Annotated in this window: 14 protein-coding genes; 9 read left to right on the top strand and 5 right to left on the bottom strand. The window is 71.4% G+C overall.

All coding sequences use genetic code 11. From position 1 onward, the window contains the following. The first annotated feature begins 79 nt into the window (after positions 1–79). The 7 genes from mdcC to ACG04R_RS18035 are packed head-to-tail and all read left to right on the top strand — an operon-like array spanning position 80 to position 4632. The gene (gene mdcC / locus ACG04R_RS18065) at positions 80–397 is read left to right on the top strand and encodes a malonate decarboxylase acyl carrier protein (protein WP_394413817.1); all 318 of its coding nucleotides are present in this window, start codon (positions 80–82) and stop codon (positions 395–397) included. Then, positions 394–1254: a biotin-independent malonate decarboxylase subunit beta gene (locus ACG04R_RS18060; protein ID WP_394413814.1), complete on the top strand. Its 861-nt coding sequence runs from the start codon at positions 394–396 to the stop codon at positions 1252–1254. The genes mdcC and ACG04R_RS18060 overlap by 4 nt, the downstream gene beginning before the upstream one ends. Next, positions 1254–1955, top strand: coding sequence for a biotin-independent malonate decarboxylase subunit gamma (locus tag ACG04R_RS18055; RefSeq protein ID WP_394413811.1), 702 nt, complete (start codon positions 1254–1256; stop codon positions 1953–1955). Before ACG04R_RS18060 ends, ACG04R_RS18055 begins: the two co-directional genes overlap by 1 nt. An 8-nt stretch (positions 1956–1963) precedes the next feature. After that, a complete protein-coding gene (mdcG, locus tag ACG04R_RS18050) occupies positions 1964–2623 on the top strand; it encodes a malonate decarboxylase holo-[acyl-carrier-protein] synthase (protein WP_394413808.1) in 660 nt (219 codons plus the stop codon). Continuing rightward, the gene (mdcB, locus tag ACG04R_RS18045; RefSeq protein WP_394413805.1) at positions 2620–3465 is read left to right on the top strand and encodes a triphosphoribosyl-dephospho-CoA synthase MdcB; all 846 of its coding nucleotides are present in this window, start codon (positions 2620–2622) and stop codon (positions 3463–3465) included. Before mdcG ends, mdcB begins: the two co-directional genes overlap by 4 nt. Next, positions 3465–4379: an ACP S-malonyltransferase gene (locus tag ACG04R_RS18040; RefSeq protein ID WP_394413802.1), complete on the top strand. Its 915-nt coding sequence runs from the start codon at positions 3465–3467 to the stop codon at positions 4377–4379. The genes mdcB and ACG04R_RS18040 overlap by 1 nt, the downstream gene beginning before the upstream one ends. 10 nt (positions 4380–4389) lie before the next feature. Further along, positions 4390–4632 (top strand): glutaredoxin family protein, encoded by a 243-nt coding sequence (locus tag ACG04R_RS18035; RefSeq protein WP_394413799.1) that lies wholly within the window; start codon positions 4390–4392, stop codon positions 4630–4632. A gap of 183 nt (positions 4633–4815) precedes the next feature. On the opposite strand, the gene ACG04R_RS18030 is transcribed toward ACG04R_RS18035, so the two are convergent. The 4 genes from ACG04R_RS18030 to ACG04R_RS18015 all read right to left on the bottom strand — a co-directional run bounded on the left by ACG04R_RS18030 (position 4816) and on the right by ACG04R_RS18015 (position 9466). After that, a complete protein-coding gene (locus ACG04R_RS18030; RefSeq protein WP_394413796.1) occupies positions 4816–5979 on the bottom strand; it encodes an HlyD family secretion protein in 1164 nt (387 codons plus the stop codon). Positions 5980–5982: 3 nt separating this feature from the next. After that, the gene (locus tag ACG04R_RS18025) at positions 5983–7449 is read right to left on the bottom strand and encodes an efflux transporter outer membrane subunit (protein WP_394413793.1); all 1467 of its coding nucleotides are present in this window, start codon (positions 7447–7449) and stop codon (positions 5983–5985) included. A 5-nt stretch (positions 7450–7454) separates the two neighbouring features. After that, positions 7455–8969 carry a DHA2 family efflux MFS transporter permease subunit gene (locus ACG04R_RS18020; protein WP_394414281.1) on the bottom strand — a complete coding sequence of 505 codons (1515 nt, stop codon included), beginning with the start codon at positions 8967–8969 and terminating at the stop codon, positions 7455–7457. Between the two features lie 62 nt (positions 8970–9031). Next, positions 9032–9466 (bottom strand): MarR family winged helix-turn-helix transcriptional regulator, encoded by a 435-nt coding sequence (locus tag ACG04R_RS18015; protein ID WP_394413790.1) that lies wholly within the window; start codon positions 9464–9466, stop codon positions 9032–9034. 182 nt (positions 9467–9648) lie between these two features. Between ACG04R_RS18015 and ACG04R_RS18010 the strand changes: the two genes are divergently transcribed. Continuing rightward, positions 9649–10074 (top strand): MarR family winged helix-turn-helix transcriptional regulator, encoded by a 426-nt coding sequence (locus ACG04R_RS18010; RefSeq protein WP_394413787.1) that lies wholly within the window; start codon positions 9649–9651, stop codon positions 10072–10074. Then, on the top strand, positions 10071–11837 hold the full coding sequence (locus tag ACG04R_RS18005) for a chloride channel protein (RefSeq protein WP_394413784.1): 1767 nt from the start codon (positions 10071–10073) through the stop codon (positions 11835–11837). Before ACG04R_RS18010 ends, ACG04R_RS18005 begins: the two co-directional genes overlap by 4 nt. Here ACG04R_RS18005 and ACG04R_RS18000 read toward each other — a convergent pair whose 3' ends face one another. Beyond that, complete coding sequence (locus tag ACG04R_RS18000; protein WP_394413781.1) at positions 11838–12296, bottom strand: Rossmann-fold NAD(P)-binding domain-containing protein; 459 nt, start codon at positions 12294–12296, stop codon at positions 11838–11840. Positions 12297–12481 lie beyond the last annotated feature (185 nt).

Here is a 12481-nt window from a genome sequence, read left to right as displayed (position 1 = left end):
GGGCCGGCTTGGGGCGGCCCGGCGCTGGGCCCGCAGTTTCCTGCGCCGTGGGTGGCGTGCAGCACGATGGACAACTGAGATGAACACACCCGGACTCGAGACCCTGGACTACAGCTTCCCCGGCACGCGGGCGGCCGGCGCCTTCACGCCCGTGCTGGTCGGCGTCGTCGGCTCGGGCAACCTCGAAGTGCTGCTGGAGCCCGCGCCCGGCGCCGACTGCCGCATCCACATCGAGACCTCGGCGCGCGGCTTCGGCGCGATCTGGGCCGCCGTTGCGCAGGACTTCCATGCCCGCCACCAGCTGGCCGGCGTGCAGCTGTCCATCCACGACATGGGCGCCACGCCCGCCGTCGTCAGCCTGCGGCTGGACCAGGCCGCGCAGGAGCTGCAGCCATGATTTCCTATGCCGAATGCTCGGCCCGTGAGCGGCTGGCCCAGCTGGTGGACGCCGGCAGCTTTCACGAATGGCTGCCGCCGGCCGAACGCCTGACCAGCCCGCACCTCGCGCAGCTGGGCCTGCCTGCCGCGTTCGATGACGGCATCGCCATCGGCCGCGCGACGCTGGCCGGCCGCACGGTCTTCGTCGCGGCGCAGGAAGGCGAGTTCATGGGCGGCGGCGTGGGCGAGGTGCATGGCGCCAAGCTGGTCGGCCTGTTCAAGCGCGCGTTGCGCGACCGGCCCGATGCCGTGCTGCTGCTGGCGGAATCCGGCGGCGTGCGGCTGCACGAGGCCAACGCCGGGCTCATCGCCGTGTCCGAGGTGATGCGCGCGCTGCTGGACGTGCGCGCGGCGGGCATTCCCGTCATTGTGCTGATCGGCGGCGCCAACGGCTGCTTCGGCGGCATGGGCATCGTCGCGCGCTGCGCCGACCACGTCGTCATGAGCGACATTGGCCGGCTGGCCATGTCCGGCCCCGAGGTCATCGAGGCCTCGCACGGCGTCGAGGAGTTCGATTCGCGCGACCGTGCGCTGGTCTGGCGCACGACCGGTGGCAAGCACCGCTGGCTGAGCGGCGACTGCGATGCGCTGGTGGAGGACGACGTGGCCGGGTTCCGCGCGGCCGCCATCGCCGCGCTGGATGCGGCCCGGCCCGTCACGCTGGCCGCGCTCGAAGAGGAACACGCGCTGCTGGCCGCGCGGCTGGCTTACGACGGCGCCGAGGCCGTCCCGCTGTGGGCCTCGCTGGGCGTGCCCGAGCCAAGCTGCGTGCCGGACCTTGACGTGGCCGCGCTGCACGGCCTGGGAGTGCGCTGATGGACTGGACGCTGCTGGCCGAACGACTCTTCGGCACCGAACACGGCATCGCCCGCGATGGCGATTTCCTGCGCGGCGAGGTCGAGTTCGATGGTGAAACACTGGCCGTCATCGGCACGACCGCCCACGCACCCATCGGCGTGCAGCTCGCGCTGGCCCAGGCCCGCGCGGTGCTGGACGTCGTCACCCATCACCCCGGCCGCGCCATCCTGCTGCTGATCGACACGCAAGGCCAGCAGCTGCGCCGCCGAGACGAGCTGCTGGGCATCAACCGCGCGATGGCCCACCTCGGCATGTGCATCGATTTCGCGCGCCGCCGCGGTCACCGCGTCATCGGGCTGGTCTACGACCAGGCGCTGTCCGGTGGCTTCATCACGTCCGGCCTCATCGCCGATACCTGCGACGCGCTGCCCGAGGCCGAGATCCGCGTCATGCGCCTGCCGGCCATGGCCCGCGTCACCAAGCTGCCCGAGTCCTTGCTGGCGGAGCTGTCCGAATCCAACCCGGTGTTCGCGCCCGGCGTGCGCAACTACGTCGCGATGGGCGGCGTGCGCAAACTCTGGCAGGGAGACCTGGCCCAGGCGCTGCGCGACGCGCTGGCCGATGCGCCGACGCAGGACCGCCGTGCCGAAGACGGCGCCGCGCGCGGCGGCCGGCGCCTGGCCGCCAGCGTCGTGCAGCGCGTGCTCGACGCGGCCTGAGTGCAACCATGGCCACGCTGCACCGTCACCAGATCGCCTGGCTGTCGGCCGCGGGCTGGGAACGTCTGCAGCGGGGCGACTGGGACGCGCAGGCGCGCGACTGCCTGCATCACTGGGCGGAGCGGCGGCTGCCGGTGGTCGTCACGCGCCAGCGTGACGGTGGCGACGACGGTGATGACACCATCGCCGTGGGCCTGTGCGCTCCTCAGCGCTGGAACCAGCGCCGCCTGGCGCTGCGCGTGCAACGCACCGAGGTGCTGTATTTCGACGAGTTCCCGCGCCTGGAGCAGCTCGTCACGCAGCTGCCGCCGAACGCGCGCGGGCCGGCCCGCCAACTGGCTCTGGCGCTGCAGGCCTGCGGCGCGACGGCGCGCGTCTACGGCAGCCACGGCTGGCAGCACCTCACCGGGCTGCAGCATGTGCGCGAGGGTTCGGACCTCGACGTCTGGGTCGGCGTCAGCGGCGAGGCGCAGGCCGATGCCGTGGCCGCGGCGCTCAATGCGTTCACCGCGCCGTCGCGTCGGCTGGATGGCGAGCTGGTCTTCGACGGCGACGCCGCCGTCGCCTGGCGCGAGTGGCTGGCCTGGCGCAGCGGGCGCGTGCAGGCGCTGCTCGTGAAGCGGCTGCGCAGTGCGTCGATGCCGACATCGATGGAAGCCTTGGCATGAGGGCGCATCGCTCGCCCGCGTCGCTCGCGCCAACGGCCCAGGAGATCGGCCGCGCCGCCACGCTGGCGCTGCACGACGAGCTGGCGCTGTCGCCCAAACCCGGGCTCGTCACACTGACCGACCGCGGCAGCCACGCGGACATGGACGCCCACACCTTCATGCGCAGCCTGTTCGCGCTGCGCGGCTACTTCGTCCGCATCGCCGAGCTGGGCGCTGCCGGCGCGGCGTTCGAGGCGCTGGAGCGCTGCGGCATTGCTGCCGAGGCGCGCATGCTGGCGGCCACCGGCGGCATCAACACGCACCGCGGCGCCATCTTCATGCTGGGCCTGCTGTGTGCATCGGCCGGCGCGCTGGCGGCCGATGGCCTGCGCCCGACCCCGGTGGCGCTGCGCGAGACGCTGGCGCGCCGCTGGGGCGAAGCGCTGACGGCGCGCGCGCTGCGGCCTTCGGCGCTGCCCGGCGGCGTGGCCGCACGCCGGCTGGGCCTGCGCAGCGCGTCTGCCGAGGCGGCGCTGGGCTTCCCGACGCTGTTCGAGACGGCCGTGCCCGCGCTGCAAGCCGCCCGGCTCCGAGGCCTGTCGACGACGGCTGCGCGGCTGGACACGCTGTTTGCCGTGATGGCGGTGCTGGACGACAGCAACCTCGCGCATCGCGGCGGGCTGGCCGGGCTGCATTTCGCGCAGGCGGCGGCGCGCGGCTTCCTCGCCGCAGGCGGCGCCGGCGGGCCGGAGGGGCTGGCGGCCACGGAGGCCATCGCGGCGGAGTTCGTGCGCCGCAACCTGTCGCCCGGTGGTGCGGCAGACACGCTGGCCGCAGCCTGCTGGCTGGAACGCCTGAGCTGATGCGCCTGGCGCTGCTGTTCCCGGGGCAGGGCGCCCAGCACGTGGCGATGCTGCCCTGGCTGCAGGCGCAGCCCGAGGCGGGGCCGACGCTGGAAGCGCTGGCGCGGCAGCTGGGCGCGGACTGGCGCGCGAGGCTCGCCGACCCGACCTGGCTGCACACGAATGTGGTCGCGCAGCCGCTGCTGACCGGTGTCTGCCTCGCCGCCTGGCGTGTGCTGGCCGCGCGGCTGCCGCAGCCGGTCGCCGTGGCCGGCTACAGCGTCGGCGAGCTGGCGGCGTTTGCGGCGGCCGGCGTCTTCGACGACGCCACGGTGCTGCGGCTGGCCGCCGTGCGCGCGCAGTCCATGGACGACAGCGTCGTGGGTCGGCACACCGGCCTGCTGGCCGTGCAGGGCCCCGACGCGCTGCGGCTGGCCGAAGCGGACGCGGCGCTGTCCGTGGCCATCCGCATCAACGCGGAGCGCGTCATCGTTGGCGGCACGGCCGCTGAGTTGGAGGCCGGTGCGGCGCGCTGGAGCGCCGCCGGCCTGCGCTGCACGCGCCTGCCCATCGGCATCGCGTCGCACACGCCCGCCATGGCGCCGGCCGCGGCGGCGTTCGCGCAGCAGCTTGCGTCGGTCGGCCTGCGCGCGGCGCAGGTTCCCGTCGTCTGCAATTTCACGGGCGCCGCCGCTCGTAGTCCGGCCGCCCTCGCGGCGGCGCTGGCCGGTCAGATCGCCAGCACCGTGCGTTGGGACGACTGCATGGACAGCCTCGCCGAGCGCCAGCCGCAGTGCGTGCTGGAGATGGGCCCCGGCACGGCGCTGGCGGCGATGTGGCGCGAACGGCACCCCGGCATCCCGGTGCGCGCCGTCGACGAGTTCGGCAGCCCGGACGGTGTGCTGCGCTGGGTGGCGGCCCAGGCGGGCGCATAGACTCTCGCCCATGGAACTCAAGATCGTCGTCTACTCCAAGTCCGCCTGCCCGCAGTGCGACACCGTCAAGAGCCTGCTCAAGGCCCGCAACCTGGGCTTCGAGGAAATCAAGATCGACGACGAGGAACAGCGTCTGGCCTTCTACGCGAAGTGCGGGCCGGCCGTGCGGCAGATGCCCCAGGTCTTCATCAATGATCAGCGCGTGGGTGGCGTCGCCGGCGTGCAGGCCGCGCTCGCGCAGCTGAAGCTCTGAGAGGGTGAGAGCAAATCCGGCATGCCCGCCTTGACGCCCCAAACCGCCCCACTCGTCGTTGCAAATGCTCGCCGTAGCCCGAGCTACGGCTGTGCTTTGCGCCTAGATCGGGACGGCGTGGAGCGCCCTTTCGGGCACGCCGGATTCCCTCTCACCCTCTGAGGCGCCGCCGGCCCTGGGGGATCAGCCGCGGGCCTGTCGTGCGATGACGGCGTCGGCGGCCTGCTCGGCCTGCTGCAGCGGCTGGCTCAGCGCCTTCGTCGCATAGGCCGGCGTGGCCGGCGCCGGCGCGCCGAGGACGGGGCCGCCGGTGTCGTGCGTGTCTACCGTCACATCCATCGACAGCCCGATGCGCAGCGGGTGTTCGCGCAACTCGGCCGGGTCCAGCGCGATGCGCACGGGCACGCGCTGCACCACCTTGATCCAGTTGCCGGTCGCGTTCTGCGCCGGCAGCAGCGAGAACGCGCTGCCGGTACCGGGCGAAAGGCCCAGCACCTTGCCGTGGTACTCGACCTTGCCGCCGTAGGCGTCGGCTTCCAGCGTCGCCGGCTGGCCGACGCGGATGTTGCGCAGCTCGGACTCCTTGAAGTTCGCGTCCACCCACAGCTGGTCCAGCGGCACGATGGACATCAGCGCCGTGCCGGGGATGACGCGCCCCCCCACCTGCACGCTGCGCTTGCCGACGTAGCCGGACACCGGCGACACGACCGCGTTGCGGCGCAGTGACAGCCAGGCGGCGACGTAGTCGGCGCGCGCGGCCAGCACGCTGGGGTGCTGGGCCAGCGTCACGCCCTGCAGGCCGGCGCGGGCGGCCTCGACCTGGCGTTGGGCGACTTCCAGTGCGGCCTGCGCGGTCTTGACGGCCTGCTGCGCGTGGGCGATCTCCTCGGCCGGCAGCGTGTTGTCGGCGGCCAGCGACTGGCGGCGGGCCAGGTCGTCCTGGGCACGCTTGAGGTCCTGCCGGCGCAGCTCGACGGTGGCCTCGTACTGCGGCACGCCGGCGTAGCGCTCCCGCAGCTGGCGCACCGTGTTGCCCAGCCGGGCTTCGGCCTGGGCCAGCGTGACCTCGGCGTCGACCGGGTCCAGCTTCACGAGCTCGGCGCCGGCCTGCACGAGTTGCGTCTCGTCGGCGCGGATCTCGGCGACGTTGCCGGTGACCTGCGATGACAGCGTGACGAGGTTGCCGCCGACGTAGGCGTTGTCGGTGGTCTCGCGCTTGGACAGCACGAGCGCCGAGTAGATGGCGTACAGCACGCCGGCAGCGACGAACAGTGACGTGATGCCGACGAGCGCCCAGCGGCGCTTGCGCTCCAGTGGAGGTGGGGTGACGGGTTCGGTGGTGGACATGGTTCAGTTCCGGGAGATCGTGGCGGAGGCTTCGGCATGGAAGCCGCCGCCCAGGGCTTGCGTCAGCGCGACTTCGGTCTGCAGGCGCTGGCGGTCGAGCTGGAGTTCGGCCTGGCGCTCGCGCAGCACGGCGAGGTCGGCCTGCACGGTAGTGGCACGGTCGGCCAGGCCTTGGCGCTGGCGGGCCTGGGCGCTGCGTTGCTGCGCGTCCAGCAGCGTGGAGGCCTCGTGTTGCTGGGCGGCCTGGGCGGACAGGCCTTGCAGCGCGGCGGCGGCCTGGGCCACGTCGCGCACGGCGTCGAGCACGCGCTGGTCGTAGTCGGCGATAAGCTCGTCGCGCGCGCTGCGGGTCTGGCCCAGCTGACCCTTCAGCGTGCCGGTGCTGAACAGCGGCAGCGCCAGCGTGGGGCCGACGAAGAAGGTGCGGCTGGCCGTCTTCAGCAGGTTGGGCAGCGTCAGCGAATCCAGGCCGAGCGAGCCGGCGAGGTTGATGTCCGGATAGAACGCGGCCTGGGCGGCGTCGACACGGTTCATCGACGCCTCGACGCGCCAGCGCGCGGCCTGCAGGTCGGGGCGACGGGCCAGCAGTTCGTAGCCCAGATGTGCAGGCAGCGTGGCCTGGGCCGCGGGCAGCGGGCGCGCTTGCAGCGCGGCGAGCGCGTCCTCGCCGTGGCCCAGCAGCGCACGCAGCGCCTCGCGCTGACCCGTGGCGGCGGCCTCGGCCTCGGCGATGCGGGCGCGCAGGTCGGCGAGCTTGGCGGCTTCAGCACGCGGCTCGTCGGCCGACGACAGCCCGCGGGCGACGCGGCGGGCCTTGTCGTCGATCAGCGTCTGCTGCGCCGCGGCCTGCTCGCGCAGGTTGGCGGCCAGCGCCCACTGGCTCTGCAGCTCGAAGTAGCTGCGCGCCACCGAGCCTGCCAGCTTCTCACGCACCTGGGCGGCCTCGGCCTTGCGTGCGAACTCCTCTCCTGCGGCGGCGGCGACCTGGGCGCGGTTGCGGCCCCAGACGTCGAAGTCGTAGCGGGCCTGCAACTTGACGCTGAAGTCGTTGAACGTGCCGCCGCCGATGGGCTCGGGGAACAGGCCGTTGGCCGAGTAGCGCTGACGGTTCACATCGGCTGCCACGCCGGTCTCGGCGCCTGCCGCGGCGCGCGTGACGACCAGGGCCGACTGCGCCGCGTCGACGCGCGCCGCGGCGGCAGACAGCGACGGGCTGGCCTGCAGCGCGCGGTCGACGAGGGCGTCGAGCTGGGCGTCGCCGTAGCGCGTCCACCAGCGGTCGGCAGGCCACGCGTTATTGCCGGCTTGTCTGATGTCGGCTGGCAGTTCGGCCGTGCTTGCGTCGGGCACGGCCACGGCGTGGGGTTCAGCGGGAACGTTGACGCATGAGCACAGCATGACGGCCGACAGCGTGGCCATCAGCACGGTCAGCGCGAAGGTGTGATTCAAGGGGTTGAAGCGGGATGGCATGGGTGTCACTCCATCGCCGCGTGCTGGGCGGATGGGTCGGGTGGGGAGGGCTGGGCCTTGGGCGGGCGGATCAGCACCAGCAGCGGGATGATGGCCAGCGTGACGAGGAACATCATCCAGAAGTCGTCGATGTAGGCCAGCATCGAGGCCTGCCGCGTGATCTCGGCGTTCAGCAGCGTCGCGCCCGCCACGCCGCCAGAGCCGTAGACCGCCGTGACGGTCGGGTCCTGCAGCATCGGGTTGGCGATGTTGATGTGTTCGGTGATGGATGCGTGTGCGACCTGCACGTTGCGGGTCAGGAAGGCCTGCACCAGCGCGATGCCGACGCTGCTGCCGATGTTGCGCACGAGGCTGTAGATGGCGGTGCCGTCGGCGCGCATCTGCGGCGCGAGCGTCGCGAACGTGGCCGTGCTCAGCGGCACGAACACGAGCCCCAGGCCGACGCCCTGCACGATGCCGGGCCAGACGATGTTGCCCTTGGACAGCACCAGCGTGTACTGGCTCATCTGCCACAGCGAGAACGCCGTCAGCGCGAAGCCCACGGTCAGCAGCAGCCGCACGTCGACCTTGCCCACCAGCTTGCCGACGACCAGCATCGCCAGCATCGTGCCCAGGCCGCTGGGCGCCGTGACGAGGCCGGCTATGGCCGCGGGGTAGCCCATCAGGCCCTGCAGCATCGACGGCGTCAGCGCGCGCGTGGCGAACAGCACCATGCCGACGATGGCGATGAACAGCAGGCCGGTCACGTAGTTGCGGTTCTTCAGCAGCCGGTAGTCGAAGAACGACTGCCCTGCCGGCCGCAGCGCCGTGTGGGCGACGAACCAGGCGAAGCTGATGGCCAGCAGCACGGCCTCGATCCAGGTCTCTCGGGATGCGAACCAGTCGTTCTGCTCGCCGCGGTCCAGCAGCATCTGCAGCGCGCCGATGGCCAGCGACAGCGTCGCGAAGCCGAACAGGTCGAAGCGCATCTTGCGGGTGGGCTGCGCACCGGGGATGTACTTCCAGACGCCGTACAGCGCCATCGCGCCGACCGGTACGTTGATGAAGAAGACCCAGCGCCAGTTGTAGGCGTCGGTCAGCCAGCCGCCCAGCGTGGGCCCGAGGATGGGGCCGATCATGACGCCCATGCCCCACACGGCCATGGCCTGGCCGTGCTTCTCGCGCGGGTTGATGTCCAGCAGCACCGCCTGCGACAGCGGCACCAGCGCCGCGCCGAACACGCCCTGGATGAAGCGCGCCAGGACGATCTCCGTCAGGTTGCCGGCCATGCCGCACAGCACCGACGCGACCGTGAACCCGCCGATGGAGGCGAGAAAGATGGTCTTCTGGCCGAAGCGGTCGCAGAGCCAGCCTGTCAGCGGCATCGTGATGGCCGACGCGACGATGAAGGACGTCAGCACCCAGGTGATCTGATCCTGCGACGCCGACAGATTGCCCTGCATGTGGGGCAGCGCGACGTTGGCGATGGTGCCGTCCAGCGCCTGGATGACCGTCGCCAGCATGATCGACACGGTGATCATGGCGCGGTTGAGTTCCGGCGCCGCCTTGCCAGGCAGGGCGGCGCCCTGGACGGCGGCTGCGGTCACAGGCTGGCCTCGATCTTGGCCTGCAGTTCTTCCAGCACCTCGACGGCAGCCTCCAGCCGGGACTTGTCGATGCCGGCCAGCATCTCCTTGCGGTAGGCGTCGGCAGCGGTCCTGACCTTGGCGTACAGCGCCTGGCCGGCGTCGGTCAGCACGACGTGCTTGATGCGCCGGTCGGTCTCGGACGGCACGCGCACGACCAGTTCGGCCTTGACGAGGCGGTCCACGAGGCTGACGACGGTGGGGCCTTCGACGCCCAGCCGGTTGGCCAGCTCGATCTGCGACAGCGCGTCCTTGGACTTGGCGATGTTGGCGATGGCCATCCAGCCGGCCTGGCCCACGCCCAGGTCCTTGAGGCGGCGGTCCAGCGCCTGGCGCCAGATGCGCGTCGTGTGGTGCAACGCCATCGAGAAGCGTTCTTCAGTGGAGGCCATGGTCGTCGGGGTGGTTGTCTGATTATTGGATTTGTTGCTAATCATTAGCTGTCTAACGAATTCTAGCGATGCCGACGCCGGAATGCAAAAGACCCTGGTTGGCGCGCGGTGCTCGACCCGGCGCCGGCCGGGCCCAAAAATATATCGCGTCGCGATATATAATGGAGCTTTGCGCCGCTGGAATGCCACCTCTTCCACGCCAACTGACCAAGAAGGACTTCGAGTCCCTGTCCGACTTCCGTTACCAGATGCGCCGCTTCGAGCGCTTCTCGGAACGCGCCGCGCAGGCCGAAGGGCTCACGCCGCAGCAGTACCTCGTGCTGCTGCACATCAAGGGCCAGCCCGGCCGCGAATGGGCTTCGGTGGGGGACATCGCCGAGCGCCTGCAGTTGCAGCCGCATGCCGCCGTCACGCTGGTCACGCGCTGCGAGGCGCAGGCGCTGGTCGAGCGCCGCCAGAGCGAAAGCGACCGCCGTCAGGTCGAGGTGCACCTGCTGCCCGACGGCCAGCGGCTGCTGGAGCGTCTGGCCGAACTCCACCGCGCCGAACTGCGCTCGCTGAAGGGCGTGTTCAAGGTGCCGCAGATCGACATGCCCGAACAGCCATGAGCCTCCACACCCCTGCCCGCGCCCGCACGCCGCACCGCGGCGACTTCGCTCTCGATGCCCGGCTGCTGCGCATCACCGCCATGGCCATCGTCATCGGCATGCTGGGCACCGTCGCCGCGCGCGTGCTGCTCGACCTGATCCGCTTCTTCACCAACCTGTTCTTCTTCCAGAGCTTTTCGCTGGCAGATCGTTCACCGGCCACGCACACATTGGGCGCGTGGGTCATCGCGGTGCCTGTCATCGGCGGGCTCATCGTCGGGCTGGTGGCGCGGTTCGGCTCCGACAAGATCCGCGGCCACGGCATCCCGGAGGCCATCGAGGCCATCCTGTTCGGCAAGAGCCGCATGTCGCCCAAGGTGGCGCTGCTCAAGCCGCTGTCGTCGGGCATCGTCATCGGCAGCGGCGGCCCGTTCGGCGCCGAGGGGCCCATCATCATGACCGGCGGCGCCATCGGCTCGCTGATCGCGCAGTACTTCCACCTCACGGCGGCCGAGCGCAAGGCCTTGCTCGTGGCGGGGGCCACCGCCGGCATGACGGCCGTGTTCGGCACGCCCGTCGCGGCCGTGCTGCTGGCCGTCGAGTTGCTGCTGTTCGAACTGCGGCCGCGCAGTCTGCTGCCGGTGGCCGTGGCCTGTGCGACGGCGGGCTTCACGCGGCCTCTGCTGATGGCGGCTGGCCCGCTGTTCCCGTTGCAGACATCGGTGCCCGGACCGATGACGCTGGTGTGGTGCGTGGGGGCCGGCGTGTTCTGCGGCGCGCTGGCGGCCTCGCTGTCGCTGTCGCTCTACAAGGTCGAGGACTGGTTTGGCCGCCTGCCGCTGCACTGGATGTGGTGGCCCGCCCTGGGCGGCCTGGCCATCGGCATCGGCGGCTGGCTGCAGCCGCGCGCGCTGGGCGTGGGCTACGACGTCATCGGCGACCTGCTCAACAACCGGCTTGCGCTGGGTGTGGTGCTCGCACTGCTGGCCGTCAAGGCGGTGATCTGGGTCGTCTCGCTGGCCTCGGGCACATCGGGTGGCGTGCTGGCGCCGCTGCTGATGATGGGCGCCGGGCTTGGCGTGCTGCTGTCGCACTTCATCCCGGGCGGCGACCCGCTGCTGTGGCCGATGGTGTGCATGGCGGCGACGCTGGGCGGCACGATGCGTGCACCGCTCACGGCCACCATCTTCGCCTTCGGGCTCACGCACGACAGCAACGCGCTGCTGCCGCTGCTGACGACGTCGGCGGTGGCCTACGGCTTCACGGTGCTGACGATGCGTCGCTCCATCCTCACGGAGAAGATCGCCCGTCGCGGACACCACATCTACCGCGAGTACGGCGTCGACCCGCTGGAACGCCACAGCGTCGAGGAGGTGATGACGCGCGACGTGCAGTGCATGGACGCAGCGCTGACCGTGTCAGAGGCGCTGGCCCTGCACTTCGGCCCCGGACAGGCGCACCGCGGCTTCCCCGTGCTGCGCGACGGCGTCGTCGTGGGCATGGCGGACCGTGCGCTGCTGGCCGGGCATGCCGGCACGGCAACGGTGGGCGACGCCTGCGGGGACGTGCCACCCGCGTTCACGCTTGCCACCGACAACTGCCGCGCGGTCGCGACCCGGCTCGCCCGTCACAGGCTCGACAGGCTGCCGGTGGTGCGTGACGCGCACTCCATGCTGCTGATCGGGCTGGTGACGCGCAGCGACCTCATCAAGCCGTCGCTCGCGCACTTCGAGGAAGAGGAAAAGCGCGAGCGCCTGCGCGGGCTTCCGTGGATGTCGAGCTGATCAGGACAAGGCCCTGCACAGCAGGGCCTGCAGCAGGCGGTGGGGGTCGGCAGCGCCGGCCATCGCGTAGAGCGGATGTGCGGCGCTGCCGATGTTGTTGAACACCGGCACGCCGGCTTCACGGTCGAGTGCGCGCAGCGCGGCATCGTCGACACCCTGGCACTCGATGGCGTCGTAGAGCTGGCCCAGCAACGCGGCCAGGCTGCGCGGTCCCGATGCGGCATCCGCACGCACCAGGGCCACGTGGGCGCCCAACTCCGTCGCAGCCTTCTGGAAGGCGAGGGCTTCCGGGCTGGTGTGGTCGCTGCTCAGCAGGGCCAGCCGCTTGCCGCGCAGCAGCGGGGGCAGGCCGTCGGGGCTGGCCGCGGCGCGGCTGAACCGGTTGGCGTTGTCCAGCAGCGCGGAAAGGCCGTCGTGGCCCAGAGCGTCGGGTGACCAGGAAGGAAAAGGTGGCGGCATGGCTGTGCGTTCTCGCCGTCAGTCTGCTCGATGGCGCCCTCGCGGCGGCTGACGAAGATCAACCGGGGGGCGTTCGTTTACCGACTGTTTACCGAATGTTTCCGAGCGGCGCCGGCTGTTGTCCGGCGGTTATCGGCCGGTTCCGACACTGCATCCATCGAACCGCACAGCCCAGGAGCCCCCGC

The organism is Pelomonas candidula (assembly GCF_043555985.1).
Lineage (GTDB): Bacteria > Pseudomonadota > Gammaproteobacteria > Burkholderiales > Burkholderiaceae_C > Pelomonas > Pelomonas candidula.
Note: the sequence above shows the minus strand (reverse complement) of the source record. Positions and strands in the feature narration are given on the sequence as shown.